Origin of the sequence: Parabacteroides chongii (genome assembly GCF_029581355.1) — a bacterium.
GTDB lineage: Bacteria > Bacteroidota > Bacteroidia > Bacteroidales > Tannerellaceae > Parabacteroides > Parabacteroides chongii.
In genome coordinates this window covers 1-26,244 of record NZ_CP120850.1, presented here as the reverse complement: position 1 = coordinate 26,244, position 26,244 = coordinate 1, and the positions used below count along the sequence as shown (strand labels likewise).

16 protein-coding genes and 5 pseudogenes are annotated in these 26,244 nt (G+C 38.7%); 9 read left to right on the top strand and 12 right to left on the bottom strand.

The features are described 5' to 3' along the window. Window positions 1-7: 7 nt before the first annotated feature. The 12 genes and pseudogenes from P3L47_RS23500 to P3L47_RS23845 all read right to left on the bottom strand — a co-directional run bounded on the left by P3L47_RS23500 (window position 8) and on the right by P3L47_RS23845 (window position 15,481). Window positions 8-2,958, bottom strand: a pseudogene (locus P3L47_RS23500) (SusC/RagA family TonB-linked outer membrane protein). A gap of 246 nt (window positions 2,959-3,204) precedes the next feature. Then, entirely contained in the window at window positions 3,205-4,350 is a 1,146-nt protein-coding gene (locus P3L47_RS23495; protein ID WP_122357342.1) for an AAA family ATPase, read from the bottom strand. A 278-nt stretch (window positions 4,351-4,628) separates the two neighbouring features. Further along, window positions 4,629-5,273 (bottom strand): RagB/SusD family nutrient uptake outer membrane protein, encoded by a 645-nt coding sequence (locus P3L47_RS23490; RefSeq protein WP_277783748.1) that lies wholly within the window; start codon window positions 5,271-5,273, stop codon window positions 4,629-4,631. 8 nt (window positions 5,274-5,281) lie between these two features. Continuing rightward, the gene (locus tag P3L47_RS23485; protein WP_277783747.1) at window positions 5,282-6,226 is read right to left on the bottom strand and encodes a RagB/SusD family nutrient uptake outer membrane protein; all 945 of its coding nucleotides are present in this window, start codon (window positions 6,224-6,226) and stop codon (window positions 5,282-5,284) included. A gap of 29 nt (window positions 6,227-6,255) precedes the next feature. After that, on the bottom strand, window positions 6,256-7,068 hold the full coding sequence (locus tag P3L47_RS23480) for a SusC/RagA family TonB-linked outer membrane protein (protein ID WP_277783746.1): 813 nt from the start codon (window positions 7,066-7,068) through the stop codon (window positions 6,256-6,258). Next, window positions 7,065-8,804 carry a SusC/RagA family TonB-linked outer membrane protein gene (locus P3L47_RS23475; protein ID WP_277783745.1) on the bottom strand — a complete coding sequence of 580 codons (1,740 nt, stop codon included), beginning with the start codon at window positions 8,802-8,804 and terminating at the stop codon, window positions 7,065-7,067. The genes P3L47_RS23480 and P3L47_RS23475 overlap by 4 nt, the downstream gene beginning before the upstream one ends. Continuing rightward, window positions 8,731-9,141 carry a TonB-dependent receptor plug domain-containing protein gene (locus P3L47_RS23470; protein WP_277783744.1) on the bottom strand — a complete coding sequence of 137 codons (411 nt, stop codon included), beginning with the start codon at window positions 9,139-9,141 and terminating at the stop codon, window positions 8,731-8,733. The genes P3L47_RS23475 and P3L47_RS23470 overlap by 74 nt, the downstream gene beginning before the upstream one ends. Window positions 9,142-9,425: 284 nt before the next feature. Beyond that, on the bottom strand, window positions 9,426-10,637 hold the full coding sequence (locus P3L47_RS23465) for an ATP-binding protein (protein ID WP_122361509.1): 1,212 nt from the start codon (window positions 10,635-10,637) through the stop codon (window positions 9,426-9,428). A gap of 192 nt (window positions 10,638-10,829) precedes the next feature. Next, complete coding sequence (locus P3L47_RS23460; protein ID WP_122357344.1) at window positions 10,830-12,482, bottom strand: RagB/SusD family nutrient uptake outer membrane protein; 1,653 nt, start codon at window positions 12,480-12,482, stop codon at window positions 10,830-10,832. A 134-nt stretch (window positions 12,483-12,616) separates the two neighbouring features. After that, entirely contained in the window at window positions 12,617-13,726 is a 1,110-nt protein-coding gene (locus P3L47_RS23855) for a TonB-dependent receptor domain-containing protein (RefSeq protein ID WP_427910584.1), read from the bottom strand. Further along, entirely contained in the window at window positions 13,719-14,447 is a 729-nt protein-coding gene (locus P3L47_RS23850; protein ID WP_427910583.1) for a hypothetical protein, read from the bottom strand. Before P3L47_RS23850 ends, P3L47_RS23855 begins: the two co-directional genes overlap by 8 nt. A gap of 398 nt (window positions 14,448-14,845) precedes the next feature. Beyond that, window positions 14,846-15,481, bottom strand: coding sequence for a TonB-dependent receptor plug domain-containing protein (locus P3L47_RS23845; protein ID WP_427910582.1), 636 nt, complete (start codon window positions 15,479-15,481; stop codon window positions 14,846-14,848). Between the two features lie 795 nt (window positions 15,482-16,276). On the opposite strand from P3L47_RS23845, the pseudogene P3L47_RS23450 reads away from it, so the two are divergent. The 9 genes and pseudogenes from P3L47_RS23450 (at window position 16,277) to P3L47_RS23410 (ending at window position 26,236) form a co-directional block, all read left to right on the top strand. Continuing rightward, window positions 16,277-19,307 (top strand): annotated as a pseudogene (locus P3L47_RS23450) (SusC/RagA family TonB-linked outer membrane protein). A 28-nt stretch (window positions 19,308-19,335) separates the two neighbouring features. After that, a complete protein-coding gene (locus P3L47_RS23445; protein WP_277783743.1) occupies window positions 19,336-19,668 on the top strand; it encodes a hypothetical protein in 333 nt (110 codons plus the stop codon). A gap of 13 nt (window positions 19,669-19,681) precedes the next feature. Further along, window positions 19,682-20,560, top strand: coding sequence for a RagB/SusD family nutrient uptake outer membrane protein (locus tag P3L47_RS23440; RefSeq protein WP_277783742.1), 879 nt, complete (start codon window positions 19,682-19,684; stop codon window positions 20,558-20,560). Next, window positions 20,535-20,909: a RagB/SusD family nutrient uptake outer membrane protein gene (locus tag P3L47_RS23435; RefSeq protein ID WP_277783741.1), complete on the top strand. Its 375-nt coding sequence runs from the start codon at window positions 20,535-20,537 to the stop codon at window positions 20,907-20,909. The genes P3L47_RS23440 and P3L47_RS23435 overlap by 26 nt, the downstream gene beginning before the upstream one ends. Before the next feature lie 499 nt (window positions 20,910-21,408). Further along, window positions 21,409-22,573, top strand: a pseudogene (locus P3L47_RS23430) (site-specific integrase). 227 nt (window positions 22,574-22,800) lie between these two features. Further along, a pseudogene (locus tag P3L47_RS23425) lies at window positions 22,801-24,068 on the top strand (replication-associated recombination protein A). Between the two features lie 179 nt (window positions 24,069-24,247). Beyond that, a complete protein-coding gene (locus P3L47_RS23420; RefSeq protein ID WP_277783740.1) occupies window positions 24,248-24,880 on the top strand; it encodes an aminotransferase class V-fold PLP-dependent enzyme in 633 nt (210 codons plus the stop codon). 151 nt (window positions 24,881-25,031) lie between these two features. Continuing rightward, window positions 25,032-25,286 carry a PLP-dependent aminotransferase family protein gene (locus P3L47_RS23415; RefSeq protein ID WP_277783739.1) on the top strand — a complete coding sequence of 85 codons (255 nt, stop codon included), beginning with the start codon at window positions 25,032-25,034 and terminating at the stop codon, window positions 25,284-25,286. Window positions 25,287-25,367: 81 nt separating this feature from the next. Next, window positions 25,368-26,236, top strand: a pseudogene (locus P3L47_RS23410) (NAD(P)-dependent oxidoreductase). The last annotated feature ends 8 nt before the right edge of the window (window positions 26,237-26,244 follow it).

Sequence of the window (26,244 nt, the reverse complement as noted above, 5' to 3'; positions counted from 1 at the left end):
ATTTTGTTTAAAATTTGAATGTTAAACCGAAACCGTAACTAGAACTTCCCGGCATAGAGAAACGTTCGAATGCACCAGCCATGTTGTTGTTTCCTAAAGTCGCTTCCGGATCAAGACCTGGTAATTGAGACCAAAGAAGAATATTACGTGCAAATACACTAGCAGTAATATTTAAATATGATTTTTCAAAGACAGGGTAGCTTAAAGATATTTCACGCAGTTTGATGAATGAATTATCGTAAACACTGGCTTCATCGATAGCATTCATTGCGTTGAAGTAGTCGTAGGCATTTTCTCCTTTGATCTTGATATCATTCGGAGAATAAGAACCGTCAGCATTTTGTTTAACCGCTGATTTTTCAAATAAGAATTCGGACATTTTGCGATAATCGGCAGAACGTTGAGTTACACCATAATAGTCAAGAACACCCATTGTTCCGCTATAGATCTGTCCTCCTTGTTTCCAATCAAGAACTGCTGATAAACGGAACTTATACAGTTCGAATGTTGTATTGAATCCTAAACGGAAGTCTGGAGAAACTTTACCGATAACCTGAGGTTCACCTGCTTGAGGCAAACCATTTTCATCGACAATGATCTGTCCTGCATCATTACGCAAATAACCGGAACCGTAAATAACCGGGAATTTATCACCGATACCTGCACGTACCTGAGGTGTTACGAAACCTCCCAACATAATGCTATTTACGCCTTCTGCCAGTTCATCCACATAATTGTCGATTTTAGAGAAGTTAAATCCGAAGTCCCAGTAAATATTCTTTTCTCGATCGGTTTAACTGTTAAAGTGATCTCATGAGAATTAGTGTGAATAGCCCCGCCATTTGTTACCATAGAACTATAACCGGTAGAAGTTGACAATGGAACTTCAAAGATTTGATCTTTTACGTTTTGGCGAGAGTAGGTATAATTTACAGAAACCAAACCGTTCAGGAAAGTCAAATCTAAACCTAGTTCATAAGATTTGGTGTTCTGCGGCTTTAAATTCGGGTCATATATTTTGTAATAAGGGATATACGCGGTTGTAGAACCGAACGGATATTGAATAGGAGTACCTGCTGAGAAACCACCACCATATCCTGGTGTATAATATAAATTATCTACATAATCTCCGGCCATACCAACTTCTGCATAAGAACCACGTATTTTACCAAATGTAAGAATATTATTGTCTTTCAAAGCGGGTAGTTCTGTAAAGATCCATCCCAAAGAGACAGAAGGATAAGTAAATGAACGACTACCACGCGGCATGGAAGATACGATGTCATTACGAACAGTTGCGTTTAGGTACAGCATGTTTTTCCAAGATAAAGCCAAATTTCCGAAATTACCTACTGTACGCTTTTTAGTTGTACTTTGATTGGCTTGGAAAGTTGTAGCATTACCGATATGATTCCAGCCCGGAAAGTTAAAGTTGTATCCTTCACCGGTTGTAATTCTTGTAGATTTATTTACAAATTCATTGCCATATAATACATTTAAATCCAATTCCGGAGTAATTTTCCAGTCGTAATTCAATGTGAACAAAGAGTTCATTTCATTGATATGATAACTGTCCTGACGAGAGTAACCACTTGAATAACTTTTATCGCCATATCCGTAATTATCGGAATAAATGGTACTGTAAGCATCTGCTCCTAACTGGTATTTTGCTGTCAGAATATGATTTTCGCCAAATTGGGTCTTATACTGTGTATAGGCATTACCGAAAAAGCGTTGTGAGCGTTCTACGAAAGAGTTATTTTCGCTAGCCCAGTAAGCATTATTGAATGTAGTAGGACGGTAGTTGTTTTGTGTATAAGGGTCGCCGTCTACGTGCGAAGGAATGCCGTTAAAGTCATAGCTGGAGGGTGAACCATAAATAGTTGCGACAACACCTTCATTACCTGCACTCTGTTTTCTGATCTTTGATGTTACAAAGTTTCCGCTGAAACCTGTTGTCCAATGCTCGCTTAAATTGGCTGTAGCATTCAATTTTGCATTGTAACGGTCCATACCTGTATTAGGAATAATACCTTCGGTAGTATTATTACCTAATGAGAATGAATAATTACCTTTATCAAACGCCTGTGCAACATTGACGTTATTGCTCCAGGATACTCCTGTGTTGAAGAAATTCTTGGCGTTGTCGTAAGCACGCGGTGTAGCCCAAGGATCTAATCCGGCTGCTGCACGCTGAGACACATAATACATTCCTTCATGTTTACCATACTGCTGTGTATAAGTATTATCCGTATTACCTCCATAATTGGGGTCATTTGCTAGGTCGGATATTTTCGGTCCCCACGCTAATGAAGATGTAGGAGAGAATGTACCGCTACCTTGTGCAAATTCTTTCTGGAATTCAGGAAGAGTTGATACTTTGTCGAATGCCAGATTAGAAGTGAATGTGATAGAAGGCTTACCTTTTCTTGCATTTTTTCCACTCTTAGTTGTAATAACAATTACGCCGTTAGAAGCACGCATACCATAAAGGGCAGAAGCGGCTTGGCCTTTTAGGATATTGATACTTTCAATATCGTTAGGGTCCAGGTCGACAGCACGGTTAGCAAAGTCTGCTCCAGCAACACTACCAGTATTTCTTTTGTCTGTGTCAATATCTGCAGCAGATGCAATGGGCATACCATCAATTACATACAGCGGAGTATTGTCACCCGTAAAAGAACGGACACCACGAATCGTGATTTGAGAGGAGGCTCCTGGCATACCTGATGAAGGAGTAATATCTACACCCGAAACTTTTCCTTGTAATGCAGAAGAGATGCTAGTGCTGGCTGCACGTGTTAAATCATCTCCTTTTACATCCTGAACAGCATAACCTAATGCTTTCTTTTCTTTAGAAATCCCCATTGCTGTAACAACAACTTCTTCAATATTCTGTGTATCAGAGTTTAACAGAATATTTATCACAGGCTTAACAGAGACTTCCTGGCTTTCCATACCCACGTACGAAATTACCAGAGTCTTTGCAGAACTACGTTTATCTGTAATATATTGATAATCAATGTATTATAATTTGCGCGTAAATCTCTGTCAATCCAATAAATACCCCTATCCAAACAGCTTAAACTAATGGATTATTTTTTAGATCTATTGAAATCTAACTTATGATAATTTATACTGAAAAAAGAAAGTAGAATTTGAGTAGCTAATTTGCATACTCAAATTCTACCTAAAAGGAGGTGTTTACCGTAGTGAACCTGTATAAATATTTTTTATCCAATATTCAAAAACAGGATCCTGAAGTTCGGTTATATTTCCGGGTAGAATGTCTATTAAATCTTTTTCCAAAGTCGCCTTTCTTAGATTTTTTATATTTGCAGAAGTTCCCAGTTTATATTTTGTAAGAACATCTTTCGACGAGAAATTTGTGACACCATCTGCCACCGCCAATAAAAAATTAATTTGTTTGGATGTTAATGTGTCTATTATATTGGCAAACAGAAGACTTAACTGACCTGTCAGACTTAAGAATGCTTCATCGAGAATACTGTCGGTACACTTTTTTTCTGTACGTAACCAAACTTGTTGGCTTAACTGCTGAACATAATATGGATGATCCTTTACCCTGGCTGCTATTTGATTACATAATTCTTTTGAAATTTCTTTTCCGGTATCGGAAAAGCGACTGGAAATAAATGAAATCCAATCTTCCCTTCCTATCTTGTGAAGAAATAAAATGTCCCCGAATTTATAGAATGGCATGCTATAGTCATTAAAAATATCCAGTAACATATGCCGTTTACTCCCGTAAAGACAATAACAGACAGAAGTTTGTTTCTGCCAATGAGCGCGCAGTTTACGTTGGAAAGCCAAAGAATCTTCGTATTCATTGATATTTTGGAATTCATCGATACAGACAATGATTTTTTTCCCGGTATCATTCGCTATGACTTGCGGTAAATCCAATATTTCATCATATCCCATCTTATTATCCTTAAAACTTATTCCGAATGAAAACTCATAGGTTTGACTACTGTCTGATACTGAAATAAGCGGAGCCATTTTTCCTAAATATTTTTTTACACCGGATACAAATTCTTCCCAGGCAGAGGTTGAAACTTTTAGCAATGCATTGGCAAAAGCAACATAAAATTCTTCTTCTGTCCGGCAGTTAAATATGTCTACCTGACAAATAATAAAATCCCTACTTGAACTTTGAAGTATTTGTGCCGTCTTACTTACCAAAGAAGTTTTCCCCCAACGGCGTGGAGAAATAATGACGGTATTAACCAAGCCATTGAAATTTTGGGTAAGCAACTTAACCTCTTGTACCCTGTCTGTAAAATTATCTTTATCGGCTATGCGGCCATACACAAAAGGAGTATTCATAACTTTTATCTATTTTTCGATTGAAACAAAGGTAATTAAAACAGATGTAACCAACAAATTTGAAATCAATTGATTTCAAATTTGTTGGTTACATCTGTTTTTTTACGTTAAAATATTTACCCGGACACTTTTTTTCTAATTATCAATTTGTCACTACCTTACCGGGTAAATCGGATTAATATACCAGGTAAATGAAAATACCTTGGCGACTAATATTTTTTAACATATCTATTTAATGCATAAAGACTCGAAAATATATCTTCTTGTCAATATGAGGTTTATTCCCAACCCGCATTTTGCTGTTTTGCCAATGTCGGATTTCTTAAGATATCATTCAACGGAATAGGCCAAATAAAACGTTTGTCTGTATAAGGAATAAATTTCTTACTGGAACTATACCATTCAGATTTAACTTCTCCGTTTACAACGAATGCACCTACGCCCTTGCTGTTGTTGTATTCAATTTTAGCCGGGATACCACCGGAAGGGAATAGATCGTCATTTGCAAGACGATGAATATCTTCCCAACGACGGCCTTCACCGTGAAATTCAATACGACGTTCCCAAAGAATAGCTTCTAACAGCGCTTTGGTATCAGCGAAATCTGAAGCCTTGTAACTTTCCTGTGCCGGATTTGCCAGTGATCTGTCACGCACTTCATTCAATTTTTCAAGAGCCAATGTCTTATTGTTACTACGTGCTGCTGCTGCTTCTGCTTCATTCAGAAGAACTTCCGAGTAACGAAGAATCGGAGCCCATGCGTCCTGAGAAGTAGGATCCTGATATTTATCACAGTAATAATATTTGTCGGATTCACGGTATAGTAGCAAGTTACGCCGCTTGTCGTCTTTTGTCCAGTATTTGGAGTTATAAACGGTAGGAGATGAAGTTATAATGGCACGTCCTCCGTTACGACCCGACATCATCTGACCTAAAGAACCATTGACGTCCGGATTATCTTCCGTAGTATGTTCAATCGAGAAAACAGATTCTTTGTTATCAGCACTTGAAGTAAACGGAGTAACCGGATCTGCTTCCAATTGGAAACGTCCGCCATCCAGTTTTCAGCTTCTTCGATAACTTTAGCCCAATTCCGCATATGCAAGTAAACACGGGTCTTTAAAGCAATAGCAGCCCCTTTAGATGCGCGGGATATCTTGCCTGCAGTGACAACCTCCGGCAATAATTGTTCTGCATCATCCAGATCTTTAATGATTTGTGCATATGTTTCAGCAACAGTTGAACGACCGATCAGCAAAGCCTCCTGAATGGCTTCCGGTGTATTGATTGCCGTAATATAAAGCGGCATACCATAATTATTATTACCATCCACATTGTAAGGGAGTGCATAATGAACCATCAAATTATGATATGTTAAAGCACGTAAAAACAGGCATTCGCCTTTATATTGATTAGCTGTCGCTTCATCGAGTATGCCATTGCTACCGGCATATTCCTGACCTGCATAAACTGTATTGTAACGGTTTATGGCCTCAAAAGAAGTCTCCCACATAGCGACATTATTTGCCGTAGACAAATTGTAGGTCGCAGAATAGGTGTAATCGTAAAATACGGCTGTCAAGTTCATATCTTCGCCTCTCATTTCACCTTGTTGTATGCTGGCAGCCCCGAATGGATAACCACGTTGCCAGCCATTGTCTGAGTTGATATACATGCCGCACTGGGCTGCATCATAAGCACCGATCATAGATAACTCACATCGTGCCGGAGTACCGTAAGCTGTCAAATCGGAGAATTTATCGACCGGAGATAGATCCACCACATCGCTTTCACAAGCAGTGAATAAGGGTAGCGAAATTAAGGCTGCGCCCAATGCTACAACTGATATATTTTTATATAGTTTTCTATTTAGCATAATTGTAATTTTTCTACTGTTTTATAATCTTAGAATGTAACATTTGCTCCAAAAGTAAACGAACGCTGCTGAGGCATACCATTCCAGTCTACGCCCAGACGAGTGTTAGTTTCCGGGTCCAAACCTGAGTACCCGGTGATAGTGAACAAATTCTGAGCCTGTGCATACACACGTACCTTTGTTATATTTATTGCCGATAAAACAGATTTCGGCAAAGTATATCCCAAAGCCAGGTTAGACAGTTTCAGGTAATTTCCTTTTTCAACGAAGTGAGAGTCAGTGAAACCGTCATTAAACAAGACAGACTGGTCATTATAACCGATTCTTGGAGTCATACCATCACCCGTTTGTGTAGGAGATACCCATCTGCCTAAAATTTCCTTACCGTTATTAGCAAATTCCATATTCATCAAAGCGCTCTGGCGAGAGGCATTCATGATTTTATTACCGCCTGAGAAACGAAGGAATACATTCAAATCAAAATCTTTATAGGTTATTGTATTGTTCCATCCACCATACCAGGTAGGCATAGATGAACCTAATATTTTACGGTCGCTGGATCCTAAAGAGGATGGTTTGGATACGTCTTTAGCATTGGACGGATCATATTCAACATAGTCATACGAGCCGAATGTATCGAACTGAACCAGGCTGCCATCAGCTTTTCTCCAGATAGGGTTACCATTTACCATATTGACACCGTAATAGTCGTATCCGTATAGTGAACGATAAGACTCACCTTCGCGAATAATTGTATAATTGTCAATGATATCAGTTCCACCATACAATGACTTAACTGTATTCTTTACAGTAGAGAAGTTCAATTCTGAACGCCAGTTCAATCTTTCGTTGAGATAACTGTTCCACTTACGGTCAGCTCAAATCCGGAGTTCTTAATTTTACCAATGTTATCGTAATATGAATTGTAAGGAATACCCATTGTCGGAGGAGTCGGAACTTCCAATACAAGGTCTTTTGAATTTTTCTGCCAATAAGCCAGCTCAAATGTCAGACGGTTGTTGAAGAAAGAACCATCCAGGCCTAAATCGAAAGTTTCGGTCGTTTCCCATTTCAGGTTGTTATTACCCATGCGGTTCCAGGCAACACCGGATTGCGAGCCGTACAGTTTCGCTCCATAAGTTCCCAAATACGGGAAGTTATTACCCAAATCTGAATTACCTAATGTAGCGTAGCTGGCACGAATACGCAAATCGTTGAACCATTCGTTCACCTGAGAATCTTTCCAGAAGTTCTCACGGGATAAACGCCATGCAACAGAAGCTCCCCAAAACGTACCCCAGCGAGTATCTTTCGGCAAACTGGACAATCCATCGTAACGGATAGATGCACCTGCATAATATTTACTATCATAATTGTAGTTCGCACGGAACATATAAGAAGCAAGCCCGTTAAATGTTTTGTATCCGCCGATATCTTTTATTCCAAAAGTATTGGAGATAATATGGTCTGTAAAGAACCTGTCGGACAACTGCTGAACGGCAGCATCTGTATATTCATACTCACTGTGAGTGTATTCCTGAACAGCTGTTGCACTTAAATTATGCACATCGTTAAATGAACGGTTAAAATTCAGGATATTTTGCCAGTTCCAGTTTTCGTAAGTTGTATTTACTTCTTCAAGCAAACCTTTACGTCCATAACCGTCACCTGATTCAGAATCCCAATACATGAAGTCTTTTACATTAGAGATATCGAGACCTCCCTGAGTTTTCAGTGTAAGTCCGTCTATAATAGTGATCTCAGCCCAACCACCACCGATGGTACGTGTATTGGTAGAGCGGTTCACATTATTATCCAATGCCCAAACGATGTTTTGAATACCATTGTCGATATAAGAAAGATTGTTTCCGCGTCCCAATGTTTTACGGCTTTCTTTATCAATATTGTAACCTGTTACATCATTAGGATCGAAAACGGCCACATTCGGAAGCATACGAACTCCGGCAAAACCTACACCACCCAGTGAGTTTTCCGAATTTGATATACCATTCAATTTGGTCCGGCTCATTTGGCCATTCAAACCAATACGTAACCATTTTGTTGCCTGCTGGGTCAAATCGGCTTTCAAAGTCAGACGATTCATATCATTTGAACGAACAATACCTTCCTGCTCTGTAAACCCGAAAGATACATAATACTGACTTTTGTCTGTACCACCGCTGGCAGCAACGTTGTGATTATGCTGGAAACCGGTCTGGAAGATATAATCGTTCCATTTTGTATCAGGATCTGAAGCATTATAAACCGCTTGTCCTTTCTCATCCCAGTTCTCTAATTTTTCATTAGCGATCATGACAAAATCTTTTGCACCCAAAAGATCATGTAATTTAGCTGCACTGGCTGCACTTACATATCCGTCATAAGTAACTTTAGCACGTCCTTTTGTTCCCTTTTTCGTAGTGATCAAAACAACGCCATTCGCTGCACGTGAACCATAAATGGCCGTAGCAGCACCGTCTTTTAATATTTCAACTGATTCAATATCATTCGGGTTTATATCCGACATGGCATTGAATGAAGCATACAACTGTCCCAGCACCGGTTTTACCATCTCCATTGTCTCCGGTAGCGATAGGCATACCGTCTACAATAAACAGTGGTTGTGAGCTGGAGCTGATGGTACTCATACCGCGAACCTTAAACTGAGGTCCAGCACCGAGTACTCCGCTAGGGGTTGTAACTTGTACCCCGGCAGCACGTCCTGCCAGCTGGGTATCAAATGAGGATGCTACCAGGTTGCTAAGCGCTTCGCCTCCAACTTTGGCGATAGAGCTTGTAACATCTTTCTTGCGTTGAGTTCCATAGCCTACAACGACAACCTCATCGAGGTTCTGTGTATCTGATTTCAACTTGATATAAACCCTGGAAGACACCGCCAGCTCTTGAGTTTCCATACCTACGTAAGAAACGACCAGCGTCTTTGCAGAACTACGCGCATTACTAAATCACTGATTAATAGAATGTTATATGCTTGTATGTTATTTGTTTACTAATATGGAAAATACATTTGTTAGAGATTTATTATTAAATCGGAAGTGTATTTTAATATTGATTATCAACAAGTTTTACACTGTTTAAATTAGATATAATAAATCGGGTAGAATTTGATATTAAAATATAAACACTCAAATTCTACCCGATATACAAGGTTTTCTAACTGCTTAACAAAGTGGGAAAGTTATTTGAATTCCATCAAAAATTTGCGGATCGGAATCTGTTTTATTCCTTCATATGAAATCCCCTCTATTTCATCCATTGTAATAACCATCTTAGGATAATTGTCCTTTATTGCTAAGAGGTTTCCAAATTCACGCTCATAAGTTTTGGGATCCATTACAGAATAGGCTACTTGTATATATATTTTTTCTCCATCTTTCACACCAACGAAGTCTATTTCTTTATCTCCATCCCTTCCTACCGATAAAGTGTAGCCGTTGACAAGAAGATGATGGCATACAATATTCTCTAATACTTGTGCTATATCGTTTGCTCTGAAAGGACGGATCGCATGTCGAATCCCCAAATCTTCAAAATAATATTTTTCTCCGATTTGAAACTGACGTTTTCCCTGGATATCTGACGGACGTAACCTTTTTACAAAGTAAGCATTATTCAGATAATTCAAGTATTCTAATATGGTTTTAGGAGGCAAATCGACACGTTGAGATTTAAGGTATTCACTTATTTTATTGGCTGAAAACAAATTACCAATCGTATCAGCCAAATATATTGTTAAATCCTGTAACTGTCTGACATTCCTTATATTATATCTATTTACTACATCCTTAAGTATAATTGTGTCATAAATACTTCGTAAATAATCCGAAACCAGTAATTCATTAAAAGGTAGATTTATTAAATATGGTAAACCTCCAAACTTATAAAACTTAGTGAAAGAATCGGAACTATCTTCCAACTTATGAAACAGTAAGAACTCTTTATAAGTCAAACTATATATTTTAAATTCGATGTACCGACCGCTTAAATAGGTTGCCAATTCACTTGAAAGCATATTAGCATTACTTCCAGTACAATATATATCATAACTTCCTTCTGCAAAGAAATGTCGCAATGCTTTCTCAAAACTCGCAATATCCTGTACCTCATCAATAAACAAAAAACATTTATTGTTCGGATCATTACGTTTCTGTGTTACATAATTTATCAGATCTGCATAGTCTTTTAAGCTGTCGAATTCAAACAATTCTTTATTAATATAGATTATATCCGAAAGCGGGTATGAGATGCGTATATAATCCATTAATTGGAAAAGAAGAAAACTTTTTCCAACACGGCGTTGACCGGTCAGAACTTTTATCATCTGTGTATTGACAAATGGTTTGATACGATCAAGATATAAATCTCTATTATAGAACTCCGGAGTTTTCATTTTTTATTACTTATAAGTAAAACTAAAAGCAAATATAGCACTTTTATTTCTTATAAGAAATAGATACTACTTGTAATTAAAGTTATTTGGTGTTACCTGATATCCTTCACTGAGTAGGGGGAACATGTTTGGGCGAACAAAAAAGAAGGCATCCTGAGGACACCTTCTTTTCTATAATATTGCAAATTCTAATTAGTCAACTACTCCATCAGTCAGACCTGCACCTTCACCACTCTGTGGTAATGTACCTTCATTATTATTGTCTGATTCCGAAATACCGTTGTTGGCATTAATTTCATTACGCGGGATACGCATCAGCAACCAACCGTTGTTGGCAGCCAAATTAAATTTGAATCCATCCGGGAAGTTACTCTCGACACGATTGTTGAAACGAACAACATTTTTCTGAAGACGTAGGATATCAAATAAAGCAAATCCTTCTCCCCACAATTCAACACGGCGCTGCATCCATACTTCATCCTGGAATCCTGTAGCAGAAGTAGCTTTGCTTGTATAAGACGGATCACGATAATTCTTTACGAAATCTTCCAGGATACGTTTTCCACCACCGAGATCTCCGCTCATAGCTTTAGCTTCAGCCTGGATCAAGATCATTTCTTCTGCACGCATCATACACCAGTCACCGGCATTGATGTTATTCCCCAAAATACCCTGATAAGCACCAAACTTAACGTTTGTATAAGGAAGATATGCCATTTTTACATCAGGAACTACCAACGGTCCGATAGGTTGTCCATCGTAGCCTCTCCAAGATACATTTTTCAGGTTCGGAGAATCCAGTTTTTCATCTACCCACCATCCTTTTCTTACATCCGTATCCGGTATCTTCGTATAAAGCAGCGTATTGATCATTTTATAACATCCAACACCACAAGAATATGAATCACCAGAGAAAGAAGAAATCACAGAAGGCCATGAAGGATAAGCATCCGGCATATTGGTCGGAGTCAGAATCAACGCCCACATCCAGTTATGGTCATTAGAATCAACGAAACCCGGTTTGCTTACTTCGTCACGGCTATAAGGAGTATATCCGCCTAATGCATTTGTTGCATCTTCATAAGCAGCAGCCCAGTTTTGCATAACCAGATTTGCACGAGCGCGAAGTCCATAAGCCACATTCTGATCGATCTCGTTTTTAGACTTTCTGTTGTATCCTTCCAACAAAGGAATTGCAGTATTCAGGTCGTCCATGATCAAGTCATATACTTCTTGAACAGATGCACGCGGATTATTCAACAGATCACCTTCTACCTTATCTGTCACAATCGGAACAGCCGGCTTACTTTCATTTCCTTTATAAGTGAACTGATACTGCTGAACCAGTGTCAGATAATCGAATGCACGGGTTGCGATAGCTTGTGCCTTATAGTAATTAAGTGTTTTATCCGTATTATCTTCCGGGATAGTGGCGATAATATCGTTTGCCATTTTAATCTGGTTGTAAATCATAGCCCAACGCATATTCGGATTTGCATAATTATATATTCTATCCGCATATTCACTGGCAACGGAGAACCAGTTATATCCACTGGCATCACTCACCATGTCCGCTCCATTCAAATCCAGCGACAAACAAGCTGCCGGATAACCGAAGTCGTCATCACGTGGATTATCTTCACCATACACACAATACTGTTTACCGATTGAAAAGTACATACCGCTCAAATCGGCTGCTACACGTTCGGGAATTGCTTCCGCTATTTCCTGTTTCTGGTCAGAAGTAGAATTTCCGCCTTCGGGTTGTGTATCTAGATCTGTACAAGAGGCAGTTGCCAAAACCAGTCCCGGAATTAATATCCATGATTTATTTATAAATTTCATAATCTTCATCTTTTTTGTTTACAATAAATTAGAATGTAACACTGATACCTCCTGACAAACTACGGAGTGCAGAATATTTTGCACCTACGGCATCATCATTACCGAAGTATGCAACACCTAAGTTACGGCGAGCATCAAGACCTTTTCTCGGAAGCGATAAGTGCCACGTTATCTCCAGAGAAGAAGATACGCAAGTTATTTACCATAAATTTAGTTGTCCATTTTTTCGGGAATGTATATCCTACCATCACGCTATTCAAGCTCAAATAGTTAGAGCTCTGAAGGAATCGTGAAGACAAATCCTGATTTCTCTTATCTGCACTGCTGATACGAGGGATATTGCTGCCTTTATTGGTTTCACTCCATGCATTCAAAATATCTTTGTGCCAGTTAGTACCTGCTGTATTTGCCTCACCACTGTGCATCAACTGTTGGTAAGAATAGTCGTACACTTTACCACCCAATTGATAAGACAATCCTACAGAAACGTCAAATCCGCGATATTGAACAGAAGTACCGAAACCTCCGTATATCTTAGGCAAAGTAGAACCTAAATCTGATTGCTTGGCTGCACTGAAATCATCAGTAGTAGTCATGTCTCCATTATCCGGATCTACATAATATAAAGCCTTGCCTGTTTCAGGATCAACGCCTGCATCTTTAACCAAATATGCGTTATACAAAGAACCTCCGACATTACGGATAGTTACAGAACTCTTGATACCGCCATTATTCTTTGCTGTCTCTGCCAGATCAAGAATCTTGTTCTTATAATGAGTCATGTTCAGATTGAATGACCATGTCAAATCTTTCGTTCTGATAATATCAGCATTCAAATCTAATTCAACACCTGCATTTCTCATAGAACCAACATTCATCGGGATCGTTGAATAACCTAATGAAATAGGCACCGGCTGGTTGTAAAGCAAATCGACTGTCTTACGGCTGAAATATTCGAAACTACCGCTTAATCTTTCTTTGAACAAGGTAAATTCAAGACCGGCATTAAAACTATATGAAGTTTCCCAGGTTATATCCTTATTACCTTTGTAAGTAAATGATGTTGCAAAATCACCAGCACTGTTAGATACAGTATACTGATCCAAATAAGCATAGTTAGGAGTAATACCATCTGTAAGCAACAAGTTGTCATTACCTTGTACACCATAACTGGCTTTTATCTTCAACAAGTCGATCCATGTAGCATCCAGTTCTTGAAGAACTCTTCCTTGTTCATCAACCACGCAGCACCAACACTACCGAAGTTACCCCAACGGTGATCCGGGTGGAAACGTGAAGAAGCATCGCGGCGATAAAAGCAGAAGCAAAATACTTTCCATCATAGTCATACTGAACACGAGCCAGAATACCGAGTGTAGAATAAGTATCCGTAGAGGAACTTACAGTCGGAGGTGTTTGGATAGCATTGCTAAGTTCACCAATGAACGGGTTATAAAGTTTTTTGTTTGAACCTTCCATTTTCTGGATTTTCAGATTATAAGATTCATAACCTACCAATGCGTCGATATTATGTGAACCGAAACTTTGCTTATAAGTAAGCAAATATTGCTGGTTCAAACCGATATTTCTTTCATTCTTAACGTTTACATAACCTTCAGAACCAACAGCTCCGCCATAAAAAGGATTGTTCAGGATAGAACTTCTTTGGTTACTTGAGTTTACACCGACATTTGCTGTAAACTGCAAGCCTTTATACAAATCAACGATTGCGTAAAATTTAGTATTCAATACATCTGTATATGCATGGAATTTATCCAGTTCCAAAGTTACGCCCGGATTAGCCATAGGCATGAAAGGACGAACCTGACCTGTAGAGTTACCAAAGTCATAAACAGTATAACCGCGATTATCCACCTTTATGCTACCGTCATTATTTCTTACATAGATCGGATAAACCGGAGCAATCAGGTCGGTAATATAGAAAAGGTTACGGATGAACCCCATTTGTCCTGAGCATCCGGAGCCTTACTGTCATAATATGTATAAGCCATATTTGCACAATCTTCAACCAGCTCTTTTTGCCTGGTAGTCTACTTTTTGAACGCCCTGTATAACGAGTAAAACCTGAGCCGGAAATAATACCTGCATCATCCAAATAACCTAAAGAGAAATAATAATTGATCTTTTTCAGAAGCACCTGATACTGTTGCGTTATATTCCTGACGTAAATTTCCTTTATTAAAAGTATTATCATACCAGTCATCCGGTGTATAATAATAAGAACCATCACTGTAACCTAATGTTGCATTAGGATTGATACGACCGTCTGTACCGATAAAATCTTCTCCGTTAGGAGTAGTATAAACCTGATATCCTACTCCACCATTGTCTGAAGAAAAATATTATTCAATGCATAAGCACGAGCATCCGCAGCACTTCCTCCGGCATAAAAATTTGCTGTTATACAGAGCCTTGTATGCTGTTTCATAATACATGGCAGGGTCTTTCATTACATTATATTGAGGTACGGCACGTGAATTGCTACCCCATTTTGCATCGACAGTTACTACTGCTTCTCTAGCAGTACCTTTTTTAGTTGTAATCAATACAACACCATTTGCACCACGTGCTCCGTAGATTGCACTGGCAGAAGCATCTTTCAGTACACTCATCGATTCGATATCGTTCGGGTTGATCGCTGCAATATCACCATCATAAGGAACGCCGTCAACTACGTATAAAGGAGAACTGCTAGAACTCATAGAACCAATACCACGGATACGGATAGTAGCAGCTTTTCCCGGTTGTCCGTTTGCACTCACACCCTGTACACCGGCTACCTGACCAGCCAAAGCATTTGTAACGTTTGCAACTTGGCGTTCTGCAATCTTTTCTGCTTTCATTGTAGATGCAGATCCTGTGAACGCTGATTTCTTTGCCGTACCGTAAGCTACGACCATTACTTCTTCCAAAGCCTGTGAACTAGACTCCATTAGTACCCGCAGTTTAGGCTTAATTGCCAATTCTTGGGTTTCCATACCCACGTACGAAATTACCAGAGTCTTTGCAGAACTATGTTTTTTATTCACTTATCACCCATCATTCATGATGAGCAGACTCAGGGGAGTACATTACTATATAGATATGGGTAACTTTTATGCACTTTTTATCTTATTAATTTAGAAATAGAAATATTCTTGATTACGACTTTTTTAGAGTAAAAAATAAAAGATCAAGATGCTTTATACGAAAAATGAGTATTGAAAAAGATCCATGCGGCGTTACGTTTCAACAGTGCGTACTGTATTTCTGCATAAATTTAGGGCAAAAAAAGCTTTGTCTTTTCTACCAAAATGGACCCAACACCTTTTTAGAGCATGATTTACTTAAATAGAAGAATAAACAAGGTCCGGTTAAAAATAAGAAAATTTAAACTATCAGCCCTGTTAATTTATGAAATAGGAAGATGAATAATTATCAGAAAATTATTCATTTGAAGGACTATTTAGTTAATTAACAGTCTGTTTTTTTAAATTCCTCTTACATTTGTAGTGTTATAATAAATTTATTATTACATTTGCAGCTTCTCAGATATGTTTTAGAATAGGTTTTAGGCGAATTATACATAATATAGTACAAATTAGTTATCTATAAGTTAAATAAAAAGTGTGTCTATGAAGAACGTTGGATCTTTTTTCACTTATCTTCTATTTTGCCTGTTTTTTTTTTACATTGGAAAAAGGCTAATGCTCAGACGACCAAAGTAACAATTACTGTTATTTCGGCGGATGACAATGAAAATTATTGGTGCATCGATTGTCGTAAAGGGTACGATGGTCGGTACAGTGACTGATTTTGATGGTGCGTTCTCTTTGGATGTACCAAGTTCTGCAAAGACTTTGGTAATTTCGTACGTAGGTATGAAAAGCCAGGAAGTAGCTGTAAAACCAGTATTAAATGTAATGTTGGAAGGTGATAATCAAGTGCTTGATGAAGTTATGGTTGTTGCGTATGGTACTGCAAAGAAATCTGCATTTACCGGATCGGCTGCAACGATTAAAACCGAAAAGATTGCAGCACGTCAGGCAGCCAACCTGACAGGTGCTTTGGCTGGTCAGGTTGCCGGTGTACAAACAACCAACAATAACGGACAGCCAGGTAAAGATGCTGAAGTACGTATCCGTGGCATCGGTTCTATTTCTGCCAGCAATAAGCCATTGTATGTAGTGGACGGTGTTCCTTACGATGGCGAAATTTCAGCAATCAGCACTTCTGATATTGAATCGATGACAGTGTTGAAAGATGCAGCATCGAATGCTTTGTATGGTGCTCGTGGTGCTAATGGTGTAATCTTAATCACTACTAAAAAAGGTAAGTCCGGTGATGCTCGCGTGACATTTGATGCTAAATGGGGTGTTAACAAACGCGGTATTCCTTCATACGAAGCTGTAACAGATCCGGGTAAGTTCTATGAATTGGCTTATGCGGCTATTTATAATGGAGACTTGGAAGGATATGCGGCGGCGGGTGATCTAGCTAATGCAAATCTTTATGCAAATAACGCTATGCTTTCCAGCAGTTATTTAGGATATCAAGTATTTACTTTACCGAATGGTGAACGGCTGATCGGCATGGATGGTAGATTGAATCCGAATGCAAAATTAGGATACAGTGATGGTACATATTATTATAAACCTGACAACTGGAGCGATGAATTGTTCGAAAACAATACCCGTCAAGAATATAACTTGAGTGTCAGCGGAGCTACTGAAAAAATGAACTATTATATGTCTGCAGGTTATTTGGATGATAAGGGTATTGTTCCGAACTCAGGTTTTCAACGTTATACAGCTCGTTTGAAAGCGGAATATCAAGTGAAATCTTGGTTGAGAATGGGTGGTAATGTCTCATTTACTCATTATGACAGCCGTGAACAGGATACAGAAGGTGGTACTTCCAATGGTAATGCTTTCTATGCTGCTAATATAATGGGGGCTATTTATCCGATGTATATCCGTGATGCAGAAGGAAATATCATGACTGACAATCGTGGTTACAAGCGCTATGATTACGGATCTGATACAAACTTCAGCCGTGAAAACGTAGTTCGAATGCGAATCCGCTGGCTAGCTATATGTTGGATAAGAGAAACTATTACGGTGATGTAGTAAGCGGTAAATGGTTTGCTGATATTGATATTTGGGGTGGCATTAAAGCTAAAATCAATATCGGTGTTGATGCAAATAACGTACGTATGAGAGATTTAATAAATCCATTTTACGGACAGTATTCAGAAACAAGTGGTGTTGGTGGTATTATCAATACTGAAGCTACTCGCTCATTCAGTACAAACCAGCAGTATTTGTTGACTTACAATAAGACATTCAATGATGTTCACAATTTGGATGTTTTGGCAGGTCACGAAAACTATAATTATAAGTATTCTTATCTGTATGGTAGTCGTGAGAAGTTGTATAACCCGAATGTTCCTGAACTGAACAATGGTATCCTGAACTTAACAATGCATCTTACACAAACAATTATGCTACAGAAGGTTGGTTGTTCCGTGTACAATATGATTATGATGGCAAATATTTCGGTTCTGCTTCTTTCCGTCGTGATGCTTCTTCTGCTTTCCATCCGGATAACCGTTGGGGTAATTTACGGTCAATCGGTGCTGGCTGGTTGATGAACAAAGGAAGCTTTCTTAGCTGATCAGAATTGGATCGATATGTTGAAGTTCAAAATTAGCTATGGTTTACAGGGTAATGATAATCTGATGTTTCAAGGTGGTTTTATACCGTAACTACTATCCTTATATGGATCAGCTAACCTTATCTAATAGTAATGGCGATTTTGCAACCTCTTTGTATTATAAAGGTAATCGGACATCACTTGGGAAACATCACACAGTTTCAATACCGGATTTGACTTTAATTTAAAGGGTGGAAAGTTAAGTGGTACTGCTGAATACTTCTCACGTAAGACAACTGATATGCTTTACTTTAAGCCGGTTTCTCCGTCTATGGGATATTCCGTTATCCGGAAAATGTAGGTTCAATGGTAAACCGTGGTGTTGAAGTAGATTTGAACTCTGCTATCATTGATACAAAGAATTTTAGCTGGAATATCAATTTGAACTTGACGCATTTTAAGAATAAAGTGTTGGAATTAGCCCCTGAATTGAATGGACAGTTGATTGATGGTTCTCGTATTTATCGTGAAGATGAATCTATGTATCAACTTTATTTGCCTAAATATGCGGGAGTTAATCCGGAAACAGGTGAAAGCCAGTGGGCATTATTGGAACCGGATAAAGATGGTAATACAGTTACTACTGAATATTCTGTAGCTTCTAATAATCGTTTTGCTACAGGTGATATTTTGCCGAAAGTATATGGCGGTTTTGGAACTAGCTTCACTGCTTACGGATTCGATTTCTCTATTGCATTTGCTTATCAGTTAGGCGGACGTGTTTTGGATTATACCTATCAAGGTTTGATGAGTGTTGATGCTCAGGGATCTGCTTGGCATAAAGATATGTTGAATGCCTGGACTCCGGAAAATAAAAATACAGATGTTCCCCGTATGAATGTACAAGATCAGTATGCTAACAGATTGACGGACCGTTTCCTGACAAGTTCCGATTATTTGAGTTTACAGAATATCACATTCGGTTATACATTGCCGAAATCATTGACACGGAAGTTCCAGGTTGAGGGTATTCGTTTGTATTTCGTAGCAGATAATGTTGCATTACTCACAGCGCGTAAAGGGCTTGATCCACGTCAGGGTTATGTGTCTTCTGATAATGTTTATTCACCGATCCGCACTATCTCAGGCGGTATCTCTTTGAATTTCTAATCCGTAAATGTATTTAGAGAATATGAAAATGACAAATAAATATTTAATGTTCGCAGGTGTTGCTTTAGCACTGGCTTCCTGTGATTTGGATAAATTGCCGGAAGGTCAATATGTAGGTGGCGAACAAAACGAGGATATTATCGAACAGCGTCCGAATATGGTGATAGCTGGTGTGAATGCAATGTCAGCCCAGTTGAATGTATTCGGCACTATTTCCGATGATGCAAATACATATCACAATGATTATGGTATAGCAGCCGTTTTCCAGTTTTATGATCAAAGTTGTCAAGATATGCCTTGTACGACTTACGGTTATAACTGGTTTAATCGTTCTCAAATTATTCAGATCGTCTTTATATAGTTCTGAAGGCGAATTGATTTGGAAGACATATTATAACCATCTGAAAGCAGCAAATGATGTTATTGCATTGACAGAGGGGACTGATGATCCCACTATGTTGGTTTATCGTGGTCAGGCTTTAGCTGCCCGTGCTTTCGATTATCTGAATTTAGCTCAGACTTATCAATTTACATATGTTGGTCATGAAAATGATCTTTGTGTTCCGATCATTACAGAAGGAATGACAGAAGAAGAAATGCAGACGAATCCGCGTGCTACAGTTGCTCAGGTTTATGAATTGATTATGTCTGATTTGAATCAAGCTGTTGAATTATTGGCAGGTAATGATAACGGTACAAATAAGGACAAGATTGACGAAGCTGTTGCTTATGGTCTGCGTGCTCGTGCCAATCTGTTAATGCAGAAGTGGGCAGATGCTGCTAAGGATGCAGAAAAGGCTTTGGCTGGTGGAACTCCGTATTCTTTGGCTGAAGTGTCAAAACCGGCTTTCAATTCAGCTTCTGCTGATTCCTGGTTGTGGGGTGTGATGATTACTCCGGATAATGATGTTGTAACGACCGGTATCATCAACTGGCCGTCGCACTTGTGTTCATTGACTGGTAACGGATATACAACTTTGACAGGTGCATGGCGTTATGTAAGTTCTGCATTATATAATCAGATTCCGGATACAGACATCCGTAAACAATGGTTTATTTCTCCGGATACAACCTCTACTTTGGTTGATAATGCTTCAGTTGGAGGTGAATCTGTGATTGATTATTTTGGTTTGACACCTTATGCTAATGTGAAATTTGGTGCTTATCAGGATGTAATGGGTAATACGACCAACTCTCAGGACTGGCCTTTAATGCGTGTGGAGAGAAATGTACTATATCAAAGCGGAAGGTGAAGCAATGTCCGGAAACGTATCTGCAGCAAAACGTACATTGGAAGATTTCGTAAAAACGTATCGTAATCCGTCATACAGTTGTACGGCTTCTTCTGCTCAGGATTTGCAGGATGAAATTTGGTTGCAACGTCGTATGGAATTTTGGGGTGAAGGTTTTTCTTTGTTCGATGTTTTACGCCTAAAAAAACCTATCGTACGTAAGAATACGAATTATGCTGCTATTGTTCAGTATAATATAGAACCGGAGTCTCAGATTTTGATTTATCGTATTCCGCAATGTGAAATGGAAACCAATAAAGGTATTGCAGATAAAGACAACAATCCTGCAGCGCCTCAACCTACTGTATAAGGTAGTTTTGATATATTGATAAAAATGTTGTAGATGCTTTGAATGATTATACAAACAAAGCATTTACAACATTTTTTTTGGGTAGAAGAACATCTGTTTTTTTCTTGCTTTAATCCCCGGATATATAATAATCTGATACTATTTCTCTTATGAATAATCAAAAGAGTTACATTCAATGATTTTTCTTTCTAACATTAGAAAATAATAATAATCTTGTTTTGTTTTAGAACCGAGTGGGCAAAAAGGCTTTTTGTATCCATTTTGGAAAGCTACTTCTTGTTTTTTGTTTTTTATGATTAGTAAGTCTCTTTTATCTTTGTACACTCATAGTAGAAATGAGTTTTCCGGATCATTTGTTTTTTAAGGCAAGGGTAAGACGTGATATCGTCTTTTCGGAACTCCGGTAAATATGTAATAACAAATTTTTAATTTGTCTTAGACATAAGAAAAGAACTAATTATTGTTCCTTCGTGTTTCATTCAGAAAATAATTATATATCATGGAAAAAGTAATTTATAACTTGGTGTTCAACCGTAAAAACAGTTGAACTCAGAGGGTAAAAGCTTTGATTCAGGTAGAAGCCTACCTGAACAAGCAGAAAAAGTATTTTTCGACAAAGGTTTATGTCAAGCCTTTTCAGTGGGATGCAAAGAAAAAGCAGTGAAGAATCATCCTAATATGGAGTCTTTAAATCAGTATCTGACTAATTTCATTTGCAGAATTGGAACAGGTGGAGCTTGAAGTTGCTCATAGTGGTAAAGAGTTTTCTTTGAGTGATCTGAAAGAGAAACCTGATGCTGGTCAGACTTCTTTTTCTTTGTTTATGAAAAATGAGATCACTCAGAGTAATCTGAAACAGTCAACGCTGAAGAATCATTTTTCGACATTACAGGTGTTGTCTTCGTTTCAAGCGGATGTGAGTTTCAATGATCTGAGCTTTAATTTTCTTTGCGATTTCGAGCATTATATGCTGGTAAATAAATATCATCGGAATACGATTGCTAAACATATGAAGCATTTGAAGCGCTACATAAACCTGGCTATCAATAAGGATCTGTTTGATTTGCACCGTTATCCTTTCCGCAAATATAAAATAAAGTATATGGAAAGCAAACGAACTCATCTTACACCGGAAGAATTGGAGCAGTTGGAAAGTTTAAATCTGAAAGGTCGCCGGACGCTGCAACGGACACTGGATATGTTCTTGTTCAGTTGCTATACTGGGCTTCGTTTTTCGGATATCGTAAGTATCACGAAGGATAATTTTCTCTTTATCGAAGATAAAAGTCTGGTTGATCTATTCATCTGTTAAAACAGATGTCCATGTTCGTCTGCCTTTGTTCTTATTGTTTGATGGGAAATCTCTTCCTATCTACGAGCGTTATAAGAATAATCCGTGGACCTTGTTCGATATGCCAGTCTCTTCCAATTCGAACGTGAACAAGCAATTGCGCCGGATTTGTAAGATGGCGAATGTAGATAAGAAAGTCTCATTCCATACGGCCCGGCATACGAACGCTACATTATTATTATATAACGGTGCAAATATTACGACTGTACAGAAGCTTTTAGGACACAAAAGTGTGCGTACAACAGAGATATACAGTAATATTATGGACATGACTGTGGTTCGTGACTTATCGAGTCTGTCAAGTGTTAAATGATATTGGATAATGGCATTAGGGAACGTGGAAGAAATGATGGAGGGATTTCTGTGTTCTCTAATGTTTGTTGACAAAATGCTAGTATTGTATATGTTTGACTTTGGTATTAGGGTTAATCAGTTGACTTTTTGTTATAAAAATCTGTTCTCAAACATTTGTTTACGGATTAATTTTTACGCTGGTTATGCTTTGAAAAGTAAATAAAATATCCGACTTTTGTCTGCATGATGAATCAACCTTTAGCAGAGAGATTACGTCCGAAAACACTGGATGATTATATCGGACAGAAGCACCTTGTAGGGCAAGGAGCCGTGTTGAGGAAAATGATAGATGCTGGCCGGGTCCCATCTTTTATTTTGTGGGGACCACCGGGAGTAGGTAAGACCACACTGGCACAGATCATTTCCAATAAACTGGAGGCACCTTTTTATACATTGAGTGCTATCAGTTCGGGTGTGAAGGATGTACGTGATGTGATTGAAAAGCAAAGAGCAATCGTTTTTCAATACGGTATCGCCTATTTTATTTATTGATGAAATACATCGTTTCAGTAAATCCCAGCAGGATTCTTTGTTGAATGCTGTAGAAACGGGAGTGGTTACGCTGATCAGGGCTACAACGGAAAATCCTTCTTTTGAAGTGATCCGTCCGCTATTATCCAGGTGTCAGGTTTATGTATTGAAATCGTTGGATAAAAGTGATTTGCTTACCTTATTGAATCATGCGGTCAAAGAGGATATCGTATTAAAAGAAAAGATATTGTCCTGACAGAGACAGATGCTATGCTTCGTTATTCGGGTGGAGATGCACGGAAATTACTGAATATACTGGAACTGGTCATATCGGCAGAAGAAACGGATAAGATCGAGATAACGGATCAGAAAGTAGTAGACCGTTTGCAGGAAAATCCAGCAGCATATGATAAAGGCGGAGAGATGCATTATGATATTATTTCAGCTTTTATCAAATCGATCAGAAGTGACCCTGATGGAGCTATTTATTGGTTGGCACGTATGGTGGCAGGAGGGAGGATCAGGTTTATTGCCCGGAGGCTGGTAATCTCTGCATCGGAGGATATAGGATTGGCTAACCCCAATGCGTTGTGCTGGCGAATGCCTGTTTTGATGCTTTGAAGAAGATCGGTTGGCCGGAAGGGCGTATCATCCTGGCCGAAACGACAATTTATCCGCCAGTAGCCCTAAAAAGTAATTCTGCCTATATGGCAATCAATGACGCATTGGCTTTGGTAGAGCGTACTGGTAATCTTCCGGTTCCGCTTCATTTGCGGAATGCTCCAGCGGCTTTGATGAAGGAGTTGGAGTATGGGAAAGAATATAAATATGCACATGATTATAAGAACAACTTTGTTGAACAGGAATATTTGCCCAAGGAAGTATTGAATCAATGCTTTTGGAAAGGGCAGAATAATCCAGCTGAACAGAAACTGATTGAACAGATGAAAAAAAAATTGTGGGAGATCGGTTTTAGTAATTGACAATTGATAATTGAAAGCAGAAAATTGACTGTGTAAAGACAGTGAAAATGATGAATATGTGCCTTTTTGCTAATAATTTTCGGGTTTGATTTTCAAATTTCAATTTAATTCGTACATTAGCCGCCTGTTTTCGAAAAACACGTTACTTAAATAATATATAACATTAAAAAGAAATAGATATGAAGAAGCACAATTTTTCTGCAGGACCTTCCATTCTGAGCGAATACACGATTAAGAATGCAGCAGCAGCTTTTGAGAATTTCGCAGGTACAGGGTTATCAATTCTTGAAGTATCTCACAGAGGTAAAGAATTTGTTGCAGTAAACAGCGAGGCCAGAGCTTTGATCAAAGAGTTTACTGGATGTGCCGGCTGGTTACGAAGTTGTGTATTTACGGGTGGTGGTGCCAGCATGCAGTTTTGTATGGTTCCTTTTAACTTGTTGAACAAAAAAGCTTCTTATCTGGATACGGGGACATGGGCCTCTAATGCGATCAAGGAAGCTAAATTATTCGGAGAAGTGGATGTTGTAGCATCTTCAAAGGAAGCTAACTACACCTATATCCCTAAAGGCTATAAAGTCGCAGAAGATTCGGACTATTTCCACTTTACATCTAACAATACGATCTATGGTACGGAAATGCGTTATGATCCTGATATGAATGTACGTTTGGTATCCGACATGTCTTCTGATATTTTCTCTCGTCCGATCGATATCTCAAATATGATTATAATTTATGCCGGTGCACAGAAAATGCGGCTCCTGCAGGTATCACTTTGGCCATTGTACGTACGGATGCTTTGGGGCATGTAGATCGTGCAATTCCTACCATGTTAATTACAACACTCATATCAAAAAGATTCTATGTTCAACACTCCTCCTGTATTTCCGATCTTTGCTGCATTGCAGACATTGAAGTGGTATAAAAAAGAATTTGAAAAAGGTGTTGCTGTTATTGAAAAAGATGAATCTTGAAAAAAAAGCAATTCTGTATGATGAAATCGATCGGAATAAATTATTCAAAATTACGGCTGCTGTGGAAGACCGTTCTATTATGAATGTTTGTTTCGTTATGAATGACGAATATAAGGAACTGGAAGACGAATTTAATAAATTCGCATCTGCAGCCGGTATGGTAGGCATCAAAGGACACCGTTCTGTCGGTGGATTCCGTGCTTCTCTTTATAACGCTATGCCGAAGAGCAGCGTAAAACTTTAGTTGCAACAATGAAAAATTTGAAAAACTACATTGATCCTATGACAAAAGTATTGGTTTGCTACAGATAAACCTTTCGCTGCGATAGCAGTAAAGGCATCCGTGAAGTGGTTGAAGGTGCAGGTTATGAACTGGCTCTTCTTGAAAATACACGGATAAAGTCAATTGCTGGACGCTGTTAAAGATGCGAATGCGGTAATCATCCGCAGTGATATCATCGATGCTCCAAAATATTGGAAGCTGCGAAAAATTAAAGATAGTGGTTCGTGCCGGTGCCGGTTACGACAATGTGGATCTGGCTGCTGCGACTGCACACAACGTTTGTGTGATGAATACGCCGGGCAAAATTCCAATGCTGTCGCCGAATTAGTTTTGGTATGTTGGTATATGCTGTCAAAACTTCTATAACGGAACTTCGGAACAGAACTGAAGGGTAAAAAACTGGGCATTACGGCTTATGGTAATGTGGGTCGTAATGTGGCACGTATTGCTAAAGGCTTCGGCATGGATGTATATGCTTTTGATGCATTCTGTCGGCAGAAGTGATAGAGAAAGACCCAATTGAAAGCAGTAGCTTCTACACAGATGGCTTTAAGTCTTGTCAGTTATCTCTGCATATTCAGGCAACAGCCGCAAAACAAAGGGATCCATCAATTTTGAATTAATAGAATTCAATGCCTAAAAGGTGCTATCGTTGTGAGTAGCCCGTAAGGAAGTGATCAGCGAAGCAGGTTTGTAAAGATGATGGAAGAACGTCCTGATTTTAAATATATCACAGATATCAAGCCGGCTATCGATGCGGATTTGGCTGCTAAATATTCGGACCGTTATTTCGGGACACACCGAAGAAGATGGGAACACAGACAGCTAAGGCGAATATCAATGCCAGTATTGCTGCAGCAAAACAGATCATCGTTTTCTGCAGAACGGTAACGAAATTCCAGAGTCAATAAATAAGTTG